Origin of the sequence: Pseudomonas sp. SM4 (assembly GCF_051913165.1) — a bacterium.
Lineage (GTDB): Bacteria > Pseudomonadota > Gammaproteobacteria > Pseudomonadales > Pseudomonadaceae > Aquipseudomonas.
In genome coordinates this window covers 18957-38244 of record NZ_JBODOE010000002.1, presented here as the reverse complement: position 1 = coordinate 38244, position 19288 = coordinate 18957, and the positions used below count along the sequence as shown (strand labels likewise).

13 protein-coding genes are annotated in these 19288 nt (G+C 60.0%); 5 read left to right on the top strand and 8 right to left on the bottom strand.

The features are described from left to right. The first annotated feature begins 102 nt into the window (after window positions 1–102). From ACQ4MY_RS03225 to ACQ4MY_RS03210, 4 genes are all read left to right on the top strand, one after another. A complete protein-coding gene (locus tag ACQ4MY_RS03225) occupies window positions 103–1257 on the top strand; it encodes a MalY/PatB family protein (RefSeq protein ID WP_440093689.1) in 1155 nt (384 codons plus the stop codon). Window positions 1258–1460: 203 nt separating this feature from the next. Continuing rightward, window positions 1461–2318, top strand: a complete 858-nt coding sequence (locus ACQ4MY_RS03220; RefSeq protein ID WP_440093688.1) for a glucose 1-dehydrogenase — start codon at window positions 1461–1463, stop codon at window positions 2316–2318. 147 nt (window positions 2319–2465) lie between these two features. After that, complete coding sequence (locus ACQ4MY_RS03215) at window positions 2466–3794, top strand: cation:proton antiporter (protein WP_008084096.1); 1329 nt, start codon at window positions 2466–2468, stop codon at window positions 3792–3794. A 276-nt stretch (window positions 3795–4070) separates the two neighbouring features. Further along, entirely contained in the window at window positions 4071–4367 is a 297-nt protein-coding gene (locus ACQ4MY_RS03210; RefSeq protein ID WP_008084094.1) for a hypothetical protein, read from the top strand. Window positions 4368–4421: 54 nt separating this feature from the next. Here the strand turns inward: ACQ4MY_RS03210 and ACQ4MY_RS03205 are convergent, their stop codons facing one another. From ACQ4MY_RS03205 to ACQ4MY_RS03190, 4 genes are all read right to left on the bottom strand, one after another. After that, the gene (locus tag ACQ4MY_RS03205; protein ID WP_008084092.1) at window positions 4422–4958 is read right to left on the bottom strand and encodes a hypothetical protein; all 537 of its coding nucleotides are present in this window, start codon (window positions 4956–4958) and stop codon (window positions 4422–4424) included. 79 nt (window positions 4959–5037) lie between these two features. Further along, on the bottom strand, window positions 5038–6957 hold the full coding sequence (locus ACQ4MY_RS03200) for a PAS domain S-box protein (protein ID WP_440093686.1): 1920 nt from the start codon (window positions 6955–6957) through the stop codon (window positions 5038–5040). 66 nt (window positions 6958–7023) lie between these two features. Beyond that, window positions 7024–9354, bottom strand: coding sequence for a helicase C-terminal domain-containing protein (locus ACQ4MY_RS03195; RefSeq protein ID WP_440093684.1), 2331 nt, complete (start codon window positions 9352–9354; stop codon window positions 7024–7026). Beyond that, window positions 9351–11003 carry a VRR-NUC domain-containing protein gene (locus ACQ4MY_RS03190; protein WP_440093682.1) on the bottom strand — a complete coding sequence of 551 codons (1653 nt, stop codon included), beginning with the start codon at window positions 11001–11003 and terminating at the stop codon, window positions 9351–9353. Before ACQ4MY_RS03190 ends, ACQ4MY_RS03195 begins: the two co-directional genes overlap by 4 nt. A 192-nt stretch (window positions 11004–11195) precedes the next feature. Here ACQ4MY_RS03190 and ACQ4MY_RS03185 point away from each other — a divergent pair, with 192 nt between their 5' ends. Next, window positions 11196–11420 carry a YgdI/YgdR family lipoprotein gene (locus tag ACQ4MY_RS03185; RefSeq protein WP_008084086.1) on the top strand — a complete coding sequence of 75 codons (225 nt, stop codon included), beginning with the start codon at window positions 11196–11198 and terminating at the stop codon, window positions 11418–11420. A 90-nt stretch (window positions 11421–11510) separates the two neighbouring features. Here ACQ4MY_RS03185 and ACQ4MY_RS03180 read toward each other — a convergent pair whose 3' ends face one another. The 4 genes from ACQ4MY_RS03180 to ACQ4MY_RS03165 all read right to left on the bottom strand — a co-directional run bounded on the left by ACQ4MY_RS03180 (window position 11511) and on the right by ACQ4MY_RS03165 (window position 18983). Then, window positions 11511–11885 (bottom strand): hypothetical protein, encoded by a 375-nt coding sequence (locus ACQ4MY_RS03180; protein ID WP_440093680.1) that lies wholly within the window; start codon window positions 11883–11885, stop codon window positions 11511–11513. A gap of 198 nt (window positions 11886–12083) precedes the next feature. Next, on the bottom strand, window positions 12084–13937 hold the full coding sequence (locus ACQ4MY_RS03175; RefSeq protein ID WP_440093679.1) for a polyurethane esterase: 1854 nt from the start codon (window positions 13935–13937) through the stop codon (window positions 12084–12086). A 210-nt stretch (window positions 13938–14147) separates the two neighbouring features. Next, complete coding sequence (locus ACQ4MY_RS03170) at window positions 14148–15836, bottom strand: polyurethane esterase (protein ID WP_440093678.1); 1689 nt, start codon at window positions 15834–15836, stop codon at window positions 14148–14150. Between the two features lie 69 nt (window positions 15837–15905). Further along, entirely contained in the window at window positions 15906–18983 is a 3078-nt protein-coding gene (locus tag ACQ4MY_RS03165) for an autotransporter domain-containing protein (protein WP_440093676.1), read from the bottom strand. Window positions 18984–19288 lie beyond the last annotated feature (305 nt).

Sequence of the window (19288 nt, the reverse complement as noted above, 5' to 3'; positions counted from 1 at the left end):
CGCCATCGCTGGCAAGCCAGCTCCCACAAGGTTTTGTGTGTTCCCGTAGGGTCATGGGTTTATCATGGCCGGCAGAATCAACCCGCCTTGACGAGACCGCGCATGACTTTCGATTTTGATCAGCTCTTCGACCGCCACAACACCGGCAGCACCAAATGGAGCCGCTACCCGGCCGAAGTATTGCCGATGTGGGTCGCTGACATGGATTTCGCCGCGCCACCGGTAATCATCGAAGCACTGCAACAGCGCCTGCTGCACCCGCTGGTGGGTTACAGCGTGGCGCAGGACAACTTGCGCGAAGCGATCGTCGCTGACCTCTGGGCCAAGTTCGCCTGGAAGGTCAAGCCGCAGGAGTTGATCTTCCTGCCGGGTGTCGAGTCCGGCTTCAACATGGCGCTGAAGGCGTTGGTGCAACCGCAGCAGAACGTTGTGGTGCAGGTACCGAACTACCCGCCGCTGCGTCATGCACCGGGGCATTGGGGTTTGAACAAGGTCGAACTGGAGTTCGATGCGCAGGCGGACGGTACTTATCTGACCTCGCTGGACGCACTGCGTGAATCACTGAACGGTGGTGGCGCCCTGCTGCTGAGCAACCCGCACAACCCGATCGGCAAAGTATTTGGCCGCGAAGAACTGCAAGCCGTGGCGGATATCTGTGTGGCGCAAGACGCATGGATCATCTCCGACGAGATCCATGCCGAGCTGTGCTTCGACGGTCGCGTGCACATTCCGACCGCTTCGCTGAGCCCGGAAATCGCCCGGCGCACCATCACCCTGATGTCGGCGAGCAAGGCTTACAACATCGCCGGCCTGAAGACTTCGTTCATGATCATCCAGGACCCCGCCCTGCGCGAACGCGTCAACCACGCGCGTTGCGGCATGGTCGACAGCGTCAACCCGCTGGGCATGGAAGCGACACGCGTGGCGTATAGCGAAGGCGCGCCGTGGCTCGCTGCGCTGAAGATCTATCTGCAGGCCAATCGCGACTGGCTGGTTGAAGCCGTGCGTAGCCGTTTGCCGGGCGTGACGATCAATGTGCCGCAGGGTACTTATCTGGCGTGGCTGGATTGTTCGGCGCTGGATCTGGACAACCCGCAGCAGTTCTTCCTCGAACAGGGCAAAGTCGGCCTCAGCGCCGGTGTGGATTTCGGTGACCAGCACCAACAGTTCGTGCGCCTGAACTTCGGCTGCCCGCGCTCGCTGCTGGAAGAAGGCATCGCCCGCATGGAACGCGCTTTGGCGACACGCAATACCTAGATCCCCTTGTAGGAGTGAGCCTGCTCGCGATAGCGGCCTGACATTCAACATCAATGTCAGCTGAAATACCGCCATCGCGAGCAGGCTCACTCCTACAGGGGTTTGTGCATTCATATAAAATCGTCCTCGTAAATCCGATCGAACTCACGGCAAACCATCCGGGTCAACCGCCCATACCTGCCCTGAGACCTCGGAGACCCGCGATGACCGACTATCCAAAACCACCCTTCCCCGCGCAAGCCCAAGCCGTTCCAGGCTCGCAACGCAAAATGGAGCCGTACCCCGATTGCGGTGAGCAGAGCTATGTGGGTTCGGGGCGTCTGGCCGGCAAGATCGCCCTGATCACCGGGGCTGACAGCGGTATCGGCCGTGCAGTGGCGATCGCCTTCGCCCGTGAAGGTGCCGATGTTGCAATTGCTTATCTGAACGAGCATGAGGACGCCAAAGAAACCGCACGCTGGGTTGAACAGGCTGGGCGCCAGTGCCTGTTATTGCCCGGCGACATTGCCCAAAAAGCCCATTGCCAGGCCTTGGTCGACGACACCGTCGAGCGCTTCGGTCGCATCGATGTGCTGGTCAACAATGCCGCGTTCCAGATGACCCACGAAAACTTTGAGGAAATCCCCGACGAGGAATGGGTGATGACGTTCGACGTCAACATCACCGCGATCTTCCGTCTGTGCCAGGCGGCGATCAAACACATGCGCGCCGGCTCGTCGATCATCAATACCAGTTCGATCAACTCCGATATGCCCAAACCCACCCTGCTCGCCTACGCGACCACCAAAGGCGCGATTGCCAACTTCACCGGTGGTCTGGCGCAGATGCTCGGGCCCAAGGAAATCCGCGTGAACTGCGTGGCACCGGGGCCGATCTGGACGCCATTGATCGTCTCGACCATGCCCGACGAGGAAGTGCAGAACTTCGGTGCCGAAACCCCGCTCGGCCGCCCAGGCCAGCCGGTGGAAGTGGCGCCGATCTACGTGCTGCTGGCCTCGGACGAAGCCAGCTACATCACCGGCCAGCGCTACGGCGTGACCGGCGGCAAACCAATGCTCTAACACCAATCGATGTAGGAGCTGCCGCAGGCTGCGATCTTTTGATCTTGTTTTAATGGGCAAGATCAAAAGATCGCAGCCTGCGGCAGCTCCTACAGGGGAAAAGGGTCTCTGCAGGCGCCCGTCATTAATCACTGAAGGCGGCAAATCATGAGTTTTACTGTGTGGGTTGCCGTGCTCGGTGCCGTGCTGCTGACGTTGGCACTGACGTCTTCCTATCTGCGCTGGATGCCGGTGACGACATCGGCGGTGTGTCTGTTGCTGGGGATCGGTATCGGCCCCAGCGGTCTGGGCTTGCTGCAACTGTCGGTAGAAAACGCCTCATTGTGGATGGAGCACCTGACGGAAGTGGCGGTGCTCTTTTCGCTGTTTGTCTGTGGGCTGAAATTACGTTTGCCATTACGCGACAAGCGTTGGCGAATTGCTTTTGGTCTGGCCGGGCCGGTGATGGTGCTGACCATCGCCGGGGTTTGCCTGTTGCTGCATTGGGGCTTGCAGTTGCCGTGGGGGCCGTCGTTGTTGGTTGGCGCGATCCTGGCGCCGACCGACCCGGTGCTGGCCGCACTGGTGCAGGTCAATGACGCGCGGGATGTCGACAGCGTGCGCTTCGGTCTTTCCGGCGAGGCTGGTTTGAACGACGGCATCGCTTTCCCGTTTGTGATTCTGGGTCTGTTGCTGATCCACAGTGACGGCGACTGGCAGGGCTGGGTTTTGCGCAGCGTGCTGTGGGCCGTGCCCGCAGGGCTTTTGACCGGTTACTGGATGGGTCGCGGCATCGGTCGCGTGACCTTGTCACTGCGCATTCGCAATGATGACAGCACCTTGAGCCCCAATGATTACCTGGCGCTGTCGCTGATCGCATTGGCGTATGTCGGCGCTGAAGCGATTGGCGGTTATGGCTTTCTATCGGTGTTCGCCGCCGGCCTCGGCCTGCGCCAGGTTGAAGTGAAATCCACCGGTGCCGGGCAACCTCCGGCCGAACATCTGGTACAGCCGGTAGTCGGCCATCAGAACGTCGAACCGCAGCACGCCGTCCACGGCGACACCGAAAAGCTGGAAAGCAGCCAGGTCGCCGCCGGCATCATGATGGGCGACATGCTGTCGTTTGGCAGCCTGGTCGAACGCGCCATGGAGGTGTTTCTGGTGACGCTGCTCGGTGTGGTGCTGGTGGCTCATTGGGATTGGCGCGCGCTGGTGGTGGGCGGCGTATTGTTCTGCCTGATACGCCCGGCGTGCGTTGCCTTGATGCCGTGGGGCACCTTGCTGGAGGGACGACAAAGGCTGTTGATCGGCTGGTTCGGCATTCGCGGGATCGGCAGCCTGTTTTACCTGTTTTATGCGTTGAACGAGGGGCTGACCGGGTCGCTCGCGACGCTGTGCACAGACCTGACGCTATCGGTCGTGGCCCTGAGCATTTTGCTGCACGGCATCAGTACGCAACCAATCCTCGCGCGCTACGAACAACACAAAAACCGGTAGGAGCTGCCGCAGGCTGCGATCTTTTGATCTTGTTTTTCAAGATCAAGATCAAGATCAAGATCAAGATCAAGATCAAAAGATCGCAGCCTGCGGCAGCTCCTACAGGTGGGATTTTTTTGGGGGGGGGAATATGTGAAAAAAAAATGGATCTCTGCGCGAATGTCGATGGTCACAACCTTAACCCCCTCTGGATCGTTCCGGCGGGGCTCGTCAGGTTTGGTTCCTCGGCGGCCTGAGGCCCATGAAAAGGAATCCCGAATACTTAAGGTCACGGTCATGAAAGAATGTTCGACTCCTGCGCAAATCAAGGCTTGCAGAGCATTGGCTCTGGAACGCAATCGTCAATTGTTCGAAAACGCCCATGCACTTAATCGGGCAGCGAATGCATTGCTTGAAGTGGAAAATCTCGACTTTGAGCAGTTCGAGCGCTATCGAGCGTTGCGCAAAAAAGCCGATTTTATGTTTGAGGACGCCATCGATCATCTGTGCGTGCTCAATGAAGACTTCCCGCCGATCCCGATGTCATCGCAAAACTCACAGGCACTGCGCCGAGAGTTGGCAACAGCAGGATAAGCAAGGCAAAGAAAAAACCCGGCTCACACTGCCGGGTTTTTCTTTGCCTGCCGCTCAACCGCCGGGGTTGGTTACCTGGATGAACACCGCATAACTGCCCAGCAGCACCCAGAAAGTCGCAAAGATCCACGGCGTGCGCACCGAGAACAACAGCGATTTGCGATAACCCTTGTGGCTGGATTCCGTCTCGCAGAACAGCGGCGATTCGTCATACGCCAGTCCCATCACCGGCTCACTGTGCAGCAAATGGCTTTGCTTGAAATGCCAGTGGTCGATGATGTCGTACGCCGCACGAATCCCCGGCCAGGCGTTCAGCGAGCTGAGCAAGCCGAGCAACGCCAGAAACGGCGGCACCACCAAGGTGAATAACTTGCCCCATTCCGGGTTGAGGTTGGCCATGCACGAGGCGAAGGCGATCACCAGAAACGACTGCGCGGCCAGATAGGCATCCGTGCGGTTGGCCAGAATGCTGGTTTCGTACTGGATTTCCCGCCGATAAAAATCCAGCCGCTCCTTGGGCGAGCCGAACATCTTCGCGTCATGTTCGGTGAGAGTTTCTTCAGCGGTCGGATGAGTCAGTATGCGAGACAAGAGACGCCTGCTCCGATGAGGGGGGAAACCTTTTAGAAGGCTGCCCTCTCGGACAAGTTCAGCCGGATTGCACCCTGCGTCATTTCATCGATTGGGCAATGATCTCCACTAGGTTCATTTGGGTAAACGGTTTCGGCAAACGAGGCAGCTGCGCGGCAAAGCCTTCCAGGCGTTCGGCATAACCGGTGGCGAGGATGATCGGTAGATCCGGTTTGAGCAGCCGCACCGCATGGGCCAGTTGCGCCCCGCTCATCTGCGGCATGGCCATGTCGGTGATCATCAGGTCTATCACTTCGCCCTGGTCGAACAATGTCAGTGCCTGGGCACCGGAGGTGGCGTTGATCACTCGATGGCCGAGGTCTTCAAGCAACAGGCTGGTACTGGTCAAGACCAACGAATCGTCGTCGACCACCAGCACGCTCAGCCGTGGCACGGTGACCGGTTCTGTGGGCGGAAATAAAGGCTTGCTCGCCACGCCCTCACCGGCCACTGGAAGCCACAGCTCAGCAGCAGTGCCTTGACCCTTTTCGCTTTTGAGAATGAAGCGGCCACCGAGCTGCTCGATAAAGCCGTGCACCATCGACAACCCCAGCCCGGTGCCTTTGCCCAACCCCTTGGTGGTAAAAAACGGGTCTTTGGCCGAAAAAAGCGTGTCGGCATCCATGCCTTCGCCGGTGTCGACCAGGCTCAGGCAGACGTAACGACCCGCCGCCAGCGTCGAATGACCGTGTTCCAGCACCACTTCCGGCTGAGCACTGATCACCACACTGCCACCATTGGGCATGGCATCCCGGGCATTGGTGGCCAGGTTGAGGATGGCGAGTTCCAGCTGATTGGTGTCCGCCAGCACCGGCTCAAGATTTTCGGCAAAGCGTGTTTCGATCCTGATGCCCGGCCCCATTGAACTGCGCAACAGTCCGGTGATGCCTTGCACCAGTTTGGGAATATCCACCGATTCGGTTTTCAGCTCCTGGCGCCGGGCAAACGCCAGCATGCGTTGGGTCAGCGACACGCCGCGCAGCGCGCCCTGAGTGGCGTTTTCCAGCAGCCGAGTGATTTTCGGATCATCGCCCGTGCGCTTCTGCAGGATTTCCAGATTGCCGAGGATTACCGTCAGCAGGTTGTTGAAGTCATGGGCAATGCCGCCGCTGAGTTGACCGATAGCCTGCATCTTCTGCGCCTGGAACAATGCCTCACGGGTTTTTTCCAGTGCCTGCTGCGCCAAGTGGGATTCGGTGACATCGCGGGTGATCTTGGCAAAACCGAGCAGCGTGCCGGTGTCTCCACGGATGGCATCGACCACCACATGGGCGAGGAACTGCGTGCCGTCCTTGCGTACGCGCCAACTCTTTTTTTCGAAGCGACCCTCGCGGGTGGCGATCTCCAGCGCCCGCTGGGGCTCGCCCAGCTCACGGTCTTCGGAGGTGTAGAAGATCGAAAAATGCTGGCCGATGATTTCTTCCGGCAAATAGCCCTTGATGCGCTGTGCGCCCTGGTTCCAGTTGCTGACGCGACCTTCGGGGCTGAGCATGTAAATGGCGTAATCGGTGACGCCTTGTACCAGCAGGCGGAACTGCTGTTCGCTTTGCTTGAGGGTTTCTTCGGCCATTTTGCGATCGGTGAGATCACGGGTGATCTTGGCAAAACCCAGCAACGTGCCGTCGGGGTCAATGATCGGGTCGATCACCACGTGGCACCAGAAGTTGGTGCCGTCCTTGCGCACCCGCCAGCCTTCGCCCTCGAAACGCCCTTCGCCAATAGCGGTGTCGAGCGCTTTCTGCGGCAAACCCGCAGCGCGATCAGCAGCGGTATAGAAGCGTGAAAAGTGCTCGCCGAGAATTTCTGCCTCTTCATACCCTTTGAAACGTTTGGCGCCGGAGTTCCAGCTGGTGATGATGCCGTCCGGGTCGATCATGTAGATCGCGTAATCGACCACGGCATCGATCAGCAGCCTGAAGCGCATCTCTTCGATGGCGGCGCTCTTGTTGGTTGTCTTCATCAGGTACGACTCACGGCACATTGGGTACTGACAGGAGTATGCGTCAAACCGTTGAATTGGAAAGCTCTACGTTGAACGTATCGACTGGCCGGATGCTGAAAGACTGCCTTCGGGCAAAGCCTGCTCAAAACCCGAACCCGCGTGTTCCAGCGACCACCACTTGGGCAACAACTGTTTGATCCGGCTCTCGGCAAAGCGGTCGTCGATCAGCATCACCACGCCGCGATCCTCGCGGGTTCGGATGACCCGCCCCGCCGCCTGCACGACTTTCTGCATGCCCGGATACAGGTAGGTGTAGTCATAACCGGCGCCGAAAATCGCCGCCATACGCCGTTTTAACTGTTCGTTGACCGGGTTGAGTTGCGCCAGGCCCAGGGTTGCGATGAAGGCACCGATCAGGCGCGAGCCCGGCAGATCGATGCCCTCGCCAAATGCGCCGCCGAGCACGGCAAAACCCACGCCCTGACTGTCAGCGGTGAATTGATCGAGAAAAGCCTGCCGCAACCCTTCGGCCATGCCCCGTGATTGCTGCCAAAGGGTGATGTGCGGATGACGCTCAGCCAGCAGTTGCGCCACTTGTTGCAGGTAATCGAAGCTGCTGAAAAACGCCAGATAGTTGCCCGGACGCTCGCTGAACTGTCGGGCGATGAGTTCGACAATGGGTTCGAGCGACGCCTGGCGATGATTGAAGCGCGTCGAGATGCGACTGACGATCTGCACCTGCAACTGCTCGGCGCTGAACGGCGATTCAACGTCAATCCACACGGTGTCGGCCGGCGTGCCCAGCAGATCGGCGTAGTAATGCTGCGGGCTCAGCGTTGCCGAAAACAGTACGCTGCTGCGCGCCGCTTTCAGGCGTGGGCCAATGAACGCGGCCGGGACCACGTTGCGCAGGCACAACTGCGACAGCGGTCGTTTGCGGTCGAGGTCGCGCTTGCTGATGTCGAACAAATAGTGTTCGTCGAACAATTCGGCGACGCGGCCGAACTGCAGCAAATCGAAATAGAAGTTCTGCAATCCGCTGTCGAGGCCCTGCGGGTGATCGTTGAGGTAATCGCCGATTGCCGCGCAACACAGTGAGATGGCTTGCAGGAGCTTTTCCGGTGCCTTGTCATACGCCTGATACGCCGCCAATTGCGGCGCATGCAACGCGTTCCACTCGCGATTGAGCCGTTGCAGGGAATTTTTCAGGGCTTCGGGTGCGGTTTTGCGTACGCTGCCCAGCGCGAACTGATCAAGACTGGCGCTGTACATCTGCCGACCACGCTCGACCAGGTTGTGCGCTTCATCCGCCAGCACCGCGACTTTCCACTGGTTGAGCTGGGCCAGACCAAACAGCATCGCGCTGAAGTCGAAGTAGTAGTTGTAGTCGGCGATCACCACGTCAGCCCAACGGGCCATTTCCTGGCTCAGGTAGTACGGACACACGGAATGTTGCGCGGCGACCTCGCGCATGGCCGCTTGATCAAGCAGTTGCAGGCGACTGGCCGCCTCGCGGGCGGCGGGCAAACGATCGTAAAACCCTTGGGCCAACGGGCAGGATTCGCCATGACAGGCTTTGTCCGGGTGCTCGCAGGCCTTGTCCCGGGCGACCATCTCCAAGACCCGCAAGGGCAAGCTTGCCGACTGATCGAACAGCACCTGACTGGCGTCCAGCGCCAGTTTGCGCCCCGGTGTCTTGGCGGTCAGGAAGAACACTTTGTCCAGTTGCTGCGGCGCCAGGGCCTTGAGCATCGGAAACAGCGTGCCCAGGGTTTTGCCAATGCCGGTGGGTGCCTGCGCCATCAGGCAGCGACCGGTGCTGATCGCCTTGAACACCGATTCCGCCAGGTGCCGTTGGCCGGGACGAAAGTCGACGTGGGGAAATCGCAATTGCTGCGCAGCCAGATTCCGCGCCTCGCGGTGGGCCATTTCCTGTTCGGCCCAATGCAGGAACAGCGTGCATTGCTGCTCGAAGAAACCTTGCAGATCCTCGGCGCTGAACGCTTCGACCAGGCAGGTTTCCTTCTCGCTGACGATGTCGAAATACACCAGCGCCAGATTGATCTGCTCAAGTTCGAGCTTGCGGCACATCAGCCAGCCGTAGATTTTCGCTTGCGCCCAATGCAATTGACGGTGGTTGGCCGGTTGTTTGCTCAGGTCGCCGCGATAGGTTTTGACTTCCTCCAGGCAGTTCTGCGCCGGGTCGTAGCCGTCCGCCCTGCCCTTGACTTGCAACTGACGGAACGTGCCTTCAAGCGCCACTTCGCTTTGATAGCTGTCGCTGCGCCGCGAGGCGACCGTGCGATGGCCGGCGATGCCTTCCAGCGCCGTGGGTGATGGCGTGAAACGCAGGTCGAGGTCGCCGGTCTTGGCGGTGAACTCACACAGCGCCCGCACGGCAATATTGTAGCTCAAGCGCTCTGCTCCGCCCATTGCACGTAACACACGGCGACCGGCATCTGGTGCTCATGGCAGAACTCCAGCCAGCGCAATTGGTTGTCTTGCAGGCGATCGCCGGGGCCTTTGACCTCGATCATTCGGTAGGTTTTGTGTTGTGGCCAGAACTGGATCAGGTCGGGCATGCCCGCGCGGTTGGCCTTGATGTCGAGCAACAGCCGATTGAACCAGTGCTTGAGGTGCTCGGCGGGCAGGCAGGCCAGCGCTTGCTCCAGCAGCGTTTCATTCAGTGCGCCCCAGAACACGAACGGCGATTGCACGCCCCACTTGGCAACAAAACGTTCGCGGATGGTCTCGGCATAGCGACCGTCGTCGAGTTCGCCGAGGCAGGCCCTGAACAGTTCGGCGCGACGCTGCTGGAAGTCTTCATTGAGCAGATCGACCGGGCCGCGCTGGAACGGGTGAAAAAACGCCCCCGGCAACGGCGCAAAAATCGCCGGCCAGCACAACAATCCGAACAAAGAGTTGATCAGGCTGTTTTCGACGTAATGCACTGGGCCATCGTCGTCGTGCAAATGGGCTTGCACGTAGTACTCCACCGACAGTGCTGGATCGATACGCGGCAAATGCAGATCCAGACGCTCGACCGGTTTTGCCCGCGCACGTTTGAGCGGCGGGCCACCGAGCTTGCGGCGCAAGCGCGGCAATATGCGTTGCAGGCCTTGTTGTTCAGCGGCGCTTTCAGGTGCCTGCCCGGCGAGCGTGCCGAGATCCAGCGCCAGACTGTATTCGCCGCAACGCTCCAGCACCCGGATCATCCGCAGCCGGGCGCCCGGATAGGCGCAATCGCGGTAAATGTTCAGGGCCAGGGCAAATTCGCCGAGGCGTTCGCAGTATTGGCCAATCTGGAACAGCACCTTACCTTGCCGGCGTTGCAGCCATGGGTTGTCGAAGTGCAAGGCGCTGACCTGTTCGACGATGGTTTCCACCGGTTCACCGGCCTCGAAGCGCACTTGGCAGTTGTGCAGGAACAGGCAGGCGTCGACGTCTTCACGGCTGCGCAGGCCTCGGGAATCGGCGCAGAACTCGACTTTTTCGTAAGTGAAGATCCCCAGGTCAGCGAGGACGAACTCCGACCAGTCCTGATAGAGGTTGCCGAAGAACATCAGGCGCAAGCGGTCGCACAGGTCCATGATGGTCAGGCTGAACAGGCGATCTTCAAGCGTTGGCGCCCAGTCGCGCAGGCTGCGCGCTTCGCTGAACTGCTCGGCGAGCAGCGGCAGCCAGGCATCCTTGCGCCCTTTCGGTGTGTCGATGGCCGCACCAAACGCATGCAGAATCTCGGCCTTGAGCAACACGTCAAACAGTTCGGCCATCGCCAGCGGTGCGTGCTCGTCAATCCAGCCCCGAATCAGCAAGGGTTGCGCGGCGTCGACGATGTCGCCGATTTCGCGGTAGTCGAGTTTGCTCGCGCGAAAGTGCACACCCTTGCGCATGACCATGCGCACCAGCAACCCCTGCGAGGCGCGGGGCAAGGCATTGAAGTCGCGGATAAAGCCGTGCTCGGTTTCGCTCATCACATCGCCATAGCGAAGCTCAAGCCAATCAAGCACTTGGCGGAAGTTGTTGAGGTAATAGAACGGATCGGCGAGCGGGTTGGCAGTCACGGGAATTCAGGGCCATGGCGAGCGAGTACTGGTTATGCGTACAGATAACAGTTCTGCCCTGCCCGGTGCAAACGGAAAAGGATCAATGGCATTTTTTAACCGGCGTATCGAACTTTTCCCGATGGGACGGCACCAACCGCGTTAGAACACCGACAATGCTCGGTATCACAACATGAGGAGTCAGAGGTGGGTATGAAAATCAAGACGCTGGGCATTCCCTTGGCGGTAGCGGCCCTGCTGGTGTTGGGCGGTTGCTCGACGCAAACCGTGGTGACCCTGCAGAACGGCACTCAGTATTTGACCAAGGACATGCCGAAGACCAAAACCAAGGACGGCTTCTATGAGTTCGAAGATATTTCCGGCGCCAAAGTGAAAGTCCGCGCCGACGAAGTCGCCACCGTGCGCAAAGAAGACTGACACCGCTTCTGTAGGAGCTGCCGCAGGCTGCGATCTTTTGATCTTAAAACACAAGATCAACAGATCGCAGCCTTCGGCAGCTCCTACAGGTTATTCGAAGGCGGGCATGCCCGGCAGGCTGTTGTCGCAGCGCATGTAGGTGCCGCCACGACGAGCTACTTCACCCTGTAGACGTTGGCAACGTTCAAAATCCTGTTGGGCCATGCGGTCGATGCTCAGGTTGCCGGTGGTTTGCGGCTGCTTGCCATCGCCCAGACGCAGGGTCACGAAGGGCTGTTCGGGCTGGATCTGAAAGCGGCTTTTCTCTTCAACCGGTTCAACCACTTCGGTTTTCGCCGGCGCCGGCAATTGTTCGTTGGTGATGCCGTAATGGCTCAGAATCGAGCTTTGAGGCAGGTCGGCCCAGGCATTGGCTGACAACAGTACCAGCCCCAGCATACCGACATACCCCTTGAAACCTTTCACGTGTGAATCTCCTGTACTCAATGGCGGCTAGCTGTAGAACGTGTATGCACGCGCTCGCTTTAGGCCGCATTTCCTGTTTTTGCAGGGGTTTGAGTCAGTGTCTGGCTTATGAGTCACTTTTCAGATGGCGTTATCGTTCTTCGCGGGCAAGCCTTGCTCCTACAGTGTAGGAGCAAGGCTTGCCCGCGAAGAGGCCTATCAGGCGATGACGATGCCGTCGGCGCTCAGGCTGTTGAGCGAAACCCCGACCAGCGTCACTGAATCATTGCCGAACGTCAGCACCGTGTCCTGCCCTACCGTCGAGGCATGGGCGCGGAAGTCGTCGGTCGGCAACACGCCCTGCACACCGAGGAACACCAGTTTGTCGTTGGCGGTGAACCCGAGCACTCGATCCTGCCCGAACGCACCGTTGAACAGGAACGTGTCCGCCCCGCCCCCCGATTCCATCAGGTCATTGCCGGCGCCGCCGACAAACACGTCGTTGCCGCTGCCGCCAATCAGGTGATCGTTGCCGTCGAGGCCAAACAACCAGTCGCCGCCGGCGTGCGCCTTGAGCGTGTCGGCGCCGCTGCTGCCTTTGACGCTGGACTCGTACGCGGTGAGGTTGTTGCCGACTTTCAAACCGCTCGCGGTCACGCTGTGGGTGACGTCATCCTTGAACAGACCCCAGAGGAACCCCGGCTCCTTGGTGACGATGCTGCCGATGTCACGGGTGATGCTGATCCCGCCATTGGCATCGCGGATGTACAGATTGCCGGCGCCGTCATTGGCAAAGTCAAACGTGTTGACCGACTTCTGCAAATCGAGGGTATTGCTGCCCTGCCCGCCCAGAATGATGTTGTAACCGCCGCCGTCGCGGAAGCTGTCGTTGCCGGCGCGGCCTTCGAGATAGTCATTGCCGCTGCCGCCCTGGATCAGGTCGTTGCCATCGCTGCCGATGATGAACGTGCTGCCCTTGTGCGGATCGGCGTTGCGGTTGAGATCCTGCACCCAGGTGTTGGCGCGCGCCGGGTCGGACAGGTTGGCGACAATAATCGTCGAGTCGCGGCTGGTCAGGTCGTAGAACTTCGATTCGATGACCCGGTTCATGCCGTCGCCATAAGCGGTCGGCAGGTGCGAAATCCACGTCGGAATATTCAGGATCGAGTACGGCAGCAGGTTCCACGCGGTTGAGGCGTAGTGGTCGTTGAAGCTGACGATGTTGTCGGTGGTCGAGGCGTGCGGTGCGTCGTGCACGCCGACCGAGGCGCCGGTGAAGGTCGAGCCGTCAAGCGCACGAAACACCGGGTCATTTTCGTAGCCGACATTGAGGACTTTGTCGGTGCTGCTTTGTGTGGGCGAGGCGTAGGCGATGTAGTTGGAGTCAGCGAAGAAGCCGCCCCACTTGCCGCCACTCAAATCCGCCATGCTGTTGACCGCCAATCCGCCGAGGCTGTGGCCGCTGATCAACACGTCTTTGCCGGTCAGGCCGTTGGCCTTGGCAAACGCCATGACGTCATTGAGCAGGTTGCCGAATGCTTCACCGACGTAATTCTTCGCGTAATCCTTGGGACCAAACGCGGCGAGCAGATCGTTGATCACATCGCCAATCGAGTCGCCGATGAGGATTTCTCGCGGGCCGCTGGTGCCACGGAAGGCGATGCCTAATTCCGTGAGATGCCCCTGGGCGTCGTATTTGCCGAGGATTTCAACCTGAGCGCTGGTGTAGCCGGCCTTCTCGCCAAAGAAGGTTCCGCGGGCATCGGTCTTGCCGGCGTAGCCCAGTTGCGAGGCGGTGATCGGCGTCCATCCAGCCGCTTTTACCGCATCGAGGGCGAGTTTTTCCGAGTCGGGATTCCATGGAATGCCGGGGATCACGCCTTGTGAATCGGTGCCGCCAATCAGCGCGGTGACCAGGGTGGCGGGCAGGCCGATACCGAAACCGTTGTGCTGATAGCCAGCGGCAAAACCGTTGTCGAGGTTGTGATAGGAATACAGCGTGATTGCCATGGCATCGCTGAACAGTGCCTTGGAATCGGCTGTGCCGAAGTTCTTGTAGTCATACACACCCATTGCTATTGCCTCTCTCTTTGTTGGAGTTGTGCAGAGATAGCTCACAGCCAGGGCGCCCTACGGGAACGCCCCGGAGCATTTAATTACCCCATACAACTCCCTCTTGTAGGCGCTGACGAGTGAAACGAGGCTGCGATCTTTTGATTTTTTTTAAAAACAAGATCAACAGATCGCAGCCTTCGGCAGCTCCTACAGGGGGATATGTCGTCGTCAGGCGAAGACGAATGCCGAATCCGACAGGTTAGCCACGCCAACCCCGATCAGCGTCACGGCATAGTCGCCAATCTTCAGCACGGTATCGTTGCCCGACTGCGACGCGTGCTGCTTGTAGTCGTAGCCCTGCCCCACGCCTTCAACGCCCATGAACACCAGTTTGTCGCTGCCCTGATAGCCGTTGATGGCATCGAAACTGAACGCGCCGCTGAACAGGAACGTGTTGTTGCCACCCGCCGCCGTCATCACGTCGTTGCCAGCGCCGCCGACGAAGGTCACTTGGCCCTTGTCGCTGATCAGCTTGTCGTCGCCGCCCAGCCCGAACAGCCAGTCACCGTCGGCAGTCGCGTGCAGGGCATTGCCGTAGGCGTCGCCGTTGAGTGAGTGGCTGTACTGGGTCAGTTCGTTGCCGTTGGTCAGACCCTTGGCGGTGACGTTCCAGGTGATTTCCTTGCTGCCCCACCACGAACCCGCTTCTTTGCTCACCAGCGCGCCGATGTCGCGGGTCATACTGATGCCGCCATAGGCGTCGCGCACATACAGGGTGCCGTCGCCGTCGTTGGCAAAGCTGAAGTTCTGCAACGGCTTCTGCAGTTCAAAGGTGTTGTGCCCTTGGCCGCCCAGCAGAATGTTGAAGCCGCCGTCATCGCGGAAACGGTCATCGCCGCCGCGTCCTTCCAGGAAGTCGTTGCCCGCCCCGCCCTTGAGCCAGTCGTTGCTGTCGGTACCGATGATGAAGGTGCTGCCGGTGTGCGGCTCGCCGCTGCGACCGAGGTCCTCGACCCAGGTTTTACCGCGCGAGGCCTCTTCCAGGTTGGAAACGATGATCGTCGAGTCCTTGCTGGTGAGGTTGTAGAACTTCGAATCGATCACCCGGTTCAGGCCATCGGCATAACCCAGCGAACTATGGGCCGACCAGCTCATGGGATTGATGATGCTGAACGGCACGAGGTTCTGCGCGGTGGAGGCGTAGTTTTCGTTGAAGTTGACGATGTTATCGGTGGTCGATTCGTGGGGCTTGTCGTGCTTGCCCATCGAGGCGGTGCTGAAGGTGGTGCCATCGAGCACGCGGAACACCGGATCGTTCTCGTAGCCGATGTTCAACACGTTGTTGCCGGTGCTGCTCTGGGTCGGCGAGGCGAACGCAACATAGTTGGCGTCTTTGAAGAACCCGCCCCAGTTGCCCGCGCTCAGTTCGGCGACGCTGTTGACCCCGAGCCCGCCGAGGCTGTGGCCGCTGATCAGTACATCCTTGGCAGCAATGCCATTGGCAATCGCGAATGCGGCGACCGCCTTGAGCAGGTTGTCGAAGGCGTTTTTCGCGTAATTGCTCGCGTAATCCGATGGGCCGATGGCCGCCAGCAGATTGTTTTTCAGGTCACCGAAGGTGTCGCTGTAGCCCAGGCCGCCGGTGCCACGAAACGCGATGCCGATGCCGATCAACTTGCCTGCAGCGTCGTATTTGCCGAGCACTTCGGCTTCGGCGCTGGTGAAACCGTCCTTCTCGCCGAAGAACGTGCCTTGCGGCCCGACCTTGCCTTGATAACCCAGCGCGGTCGCAGCGACCGGTGCCCAGGCGGTTGCCGGCAATGGCTGGCCGGTGGGCGTGTAGGCATACAGCGTCAGTGCGATGGCGTCGCTGTACAACGCTTTGCCATCGGCATTCTTGTAATCGAACAATCCCATGTTGTGCTCTCTCTTCCTTTAAAAAAACGGCAGTCCTTTACAGAACTGCCGGTATGCCTTGAGTGCTCTTTAGAACTGCCAATCCAGGGTCAGGCCCACACCATGGTCCTTCTCGTTCGAACCGATCAGTCCGTTGTAATCCAGGTTCACCCGCACATCGCGATTGAGCGCCAGACCCGCACGCACGCCGACCACCGCCGCATCGCGATCCATCGACACGCTCTGAACGGTGAACGCGCTGTTGCCATTGGCAAAGGCCAGATGGTTTTCAGCGTCAACACTGCTCAGGTTGTGCTGCCAGCCCAGGCTCGCGCCCAGTTCCAGCTGATGCTTGTCCGACAGGGCGAAACTGCGTTTGGCGCGCACACCCAAGGTCGACAGCAGCACATCGCGGTTGTCTTCACTGCCTTTGAGCGCGGCAGCATCACCCTTCTCGGTAAAGCTTTCGGTGTTGAGGTGAACGTAAGACAGATTGGCGAACGGTTCCAGGTTCATCGGTTGCAGGCCCAGATCATAAGCCGCTTCCGTGAACAATTGCGCCGTGGTCGCGTCGCGTTTGGTTTTCTGCTTGCCGCTGACGTCACCGAATTGCAGGTCGCGTTTTGCATCGATGCGGTGCCAGCTGTAAGCGCCGCCAACGGTCAGGCGCAGCGCATCCATTTGATGCCCCAGGTACGCACCCAAGTGGTAGCTGTCGACCGACGCCGACGAATGCGTGCCGCTGCCCATGCTCAACGAGCTGTCGCTATAACCGGTAACGAAACCCAGCCGAGTATCTTCAGCAATCAAGCCATCGACACCGGCCAGCAGACCACCGATGGAACTGGTGGAGTCCGCGTATTTATTGCCACCGTCGCTGGTGCCCCAAGAACCCAGCACCTTGACCCAGGCGTTGCTGCGGTCATCGCTCGGTGCATCGGCGTTGAACAGATCACGCTCGCGCAGACGCTCGCCCACGGCATCACGCAGGTAACGGCTGTCGTTGATCAGCAGCGTGCCGATGGCCGGGTGAATCTCGCCGGACAACTGCTGGAAGGCTTGTTGCGCCGAAGCCGCGTCAGGCGACAGCAGCAGGGTCTCGAACAACGCATTGCCGGCGCCCAAGCGTTCGGCCGCCGCACCCACCGCACGCTGGTTCGGCGTCAGGCCGACGCTGGCAAATGAAGCACCGTTGCGCCCGACATCCAGTTGCACGCCGCTGGCCGAGTACGCCAGCGTGCCGCCGAGAAACGCATAGTTAGGCAGCACCTGGCCGAATTGCCCCTCGATGCCACCCGCTGCCTGCAAGATGTTGAATTGCGTACCGAGCAGGCTTTTCACTTCAGTGGTGGTCAATAGCGTCGGGCTGTTTTCCAGCGACAGGCTGACCGTGGCGCCGTCGATCACAGCCTTGCCACCGGCGACAATCTTGTCGCTGGACGTCGGCGAGACCTCGACCGCGTAGGTAGAGCCCGGCTCGAAGGTCACGTCACCGGCAACGTTCAGGGTGCCGATGGAATTGCCCGGTGCCACGGTACCGCCGTTTTTCACCGACAGTGCGCCGATGCGGCCGTTACCGCCAAGAATGCCGCTGTCATTGACGGTGACCGCCGACGCCAGCGAACCGTTGATGGCCAGACGGCCCTGATTGACCAAGGTCGGGCCGCTGTAGGTGTTGTTACCGGTCATCACCAGGGTGCCGATGCCTTGCTTGGTCAGGCCGCCGTGACCGGAAATGTCGTTGCGCCAAGTGTCGAGGCCGCAGGTGATGTCGTTGCACACGCGCTCGGTGGGTTTGCCCTGATCAATGATCGCGCCGATGCCCGGCAAGTCTGCAACGAACTGACCGGAACCGTAGGCGCCCTGAATCCGGAACTCTTCAGGGATGTCCTGTTCGGTGACGAACATCGCCGGGCCATCAATCCCCTTGCGCAGGTTGATCATGCCCCAGCCGTACAACGCGTCGATGCCCGGCGCGCCGAGGTCGGTGGCGGTGGTACGCAAGACCGTCGCGACCTGATCACCGCTCATGTACGGGAAGCGCTCCATCAGCACGGCCATGGAACCGGCCACGTGCGGCGCGGCCATGGAGGTGCCGTTGTAGTTTTTGTAGCTGGTGGTCAGGTTGTCGGCGTTGGTGCCTTCGATGATCGAGCTGAAGATTTTCGTGCCCGGCGCCGACACGCAGAAACTCGCGGTATAACCGCAGCGCGATGAGAACGTACTCATGATGTACGGGTTGGCGCTGGCCAGGTCCGGGTTCTGCTGCAATGCGGCGACGGTGATCCAGTTCGGCGCGATATCCGGGACGAAATAGCCGAGGCCGGCGATCGCGTCAGGGTTGTTGAGGTTGTAATCGTTGCCGGCGGCGAAGATCGTCACGATGCCGCTGCGTGCGGCGGCAATGGCGCCGTCATAGGCACCACCGGGTTTGGTGCCGAGCAAGGTGCGGATTTCATTGAACTGCAATTGCGCGTCGTTGACGGTGAAATGCGGGTACGCCGGATCCTTGCCGCCGAGGTCGAAGCGGTCAGTGATGCCGATGCCCCAGCTGTTGTTGATGATCCGTGCGCCGCTGGCGATCAGGGCATCCCAACCGGCCTTGTACACCGCACCGTCGTTGCCGCGGACGATGCCATCTTCCGGGCCCGGGTCACCGTTGTCGGCGCTGATGATCTGTGCACCGAACGCCACGCCGTGCATCGGCCCGCCGTCACGGCTGCCTGCGGCGATACCGCCGACGTGGGTGCCGTGGGCGCCGAGTTTGCCGTCGGAGCCGACCGAGGGGGAACCGTCATAGCGAAACGTGTCCCCGGCTTTCACCGGAATGTACGGATCGGTGTATTCGCGGATGCCGCTGGTGACCAGGGTGATGACCTTGTTGCTGCCGGAGAACTCCGGGTGTGCGGCGTAGACCGGTTGGTCGAAGATGCCGAGCTTCACGCCTTTGCCGGTGTAGCCAGCGGCGTAGGCGTAATCGGCACCGATGGCGCCCAGGCCCCAGTCGGCCTGGAATTCCTTGCTGCGCCAACTGGCCGGATCGCCATTGCGAGCGTTTTCCACGTACGGCGCGGCATGGGCTGTGCCGATCGCACACAGCACGGCGAGCGTGAGGCTTTTCAGGGCAAAACGGCCACCCGTTTGCGCGGGGGTATTGTTGTTATTCATCCAGCGACCTTCCTTAGTGATGTTGCGAAAAATCCGTGTATCTCGTGCGGTCAACGCACTGACCCGTGGCGAGGGGATTTATCCCCGATCGGCTGCGCAGCAGTCGCAAATCCAGACCACTCGGTGTGTCTGGAAGATGCCGGGGGCTGCTTCGCACCCCATCGGGGATAAATCCCCTCACCACAAGGAGCAGGTCAGCGATAAATCGGGTCAGAACTGCCAGTTCAGGCTCAAGCCAACGCCATGCAGCTTCTCGCGATTGGCCAGTTGTCCGTTGTAATCAAGGTTCACCCGAACATCGCGGC

Excerpts from the sequence above, each read along its gene's own strand:
- ACQ4MY_RS03225 (WP_440093689.1), top strand. The coding sequence starts at position 103 with ATGACTTTCGATTTTGATCAGCTCTTCGACCGCCACAACACCGGCAGC.
- ACQ4MY_RS03220 (WP_440093688.1), top strand. The coding sequence starts at position 1,461 with ATGACCGACTATCCAAAACCACCCTTCCCCGCGCAAGCCCAAGCCGTT.
- ACQ4MY_RS03215 (WP_008084096.1), top strand. The coding sequence starts at position 2,466 with ATGAGTTTTACTGTGTGGGTTGCCGTGCTCGGTGCCGTGCTGCTGACG.
- ACQ4MY_RS03210 (WP_008084094.1), top strand. The coding sequence starts at position 4,071 with ATGAAAGAATGTTCGACTCCTGCGCAAATCAAGGCTTGCAGAGCATTG.
- ACQ4MY_RS03200 (WP_440093686.1), bottom strand. The coding sequence starts at position 6,957 with ATGAAGACAACCAACAAGAGCGCCGCCATCGAAGAGATGCGCTTCAGG.
- ACQ4MY_RS03185 (WP_008084086.1), top strand. The coding sequence starts at position 11,196 with ATGAAAATCAAGACGCTGGGCATTCCCTTGGCGGTAGCGGCCCTGCTG.
- ACQ4MY_RS03175 (WP_440093679.1), bottom strand. The coding sequence starts at position 13,937 with ATGGGTGTGTATGACTACAAGAACTTCGGCACAGCCGATTCCAAGGCA.
- ACQ4MY_RS03170 (WP_440093678.1), bottom strand. The coding sequence starts at position 15,836 with ATGGGATTGTTCGATTACAAGAATGCCGATGGCAAAGCGTTGTACAGC.
- ACQ4MY_RS03165 (WP_440093676.1), bottom strand. The coding sequence starts at position 18,983 with ATGAATAACAACAATACCCCCGCGCAAACGGGTGGCCGTTTTGCCCTG.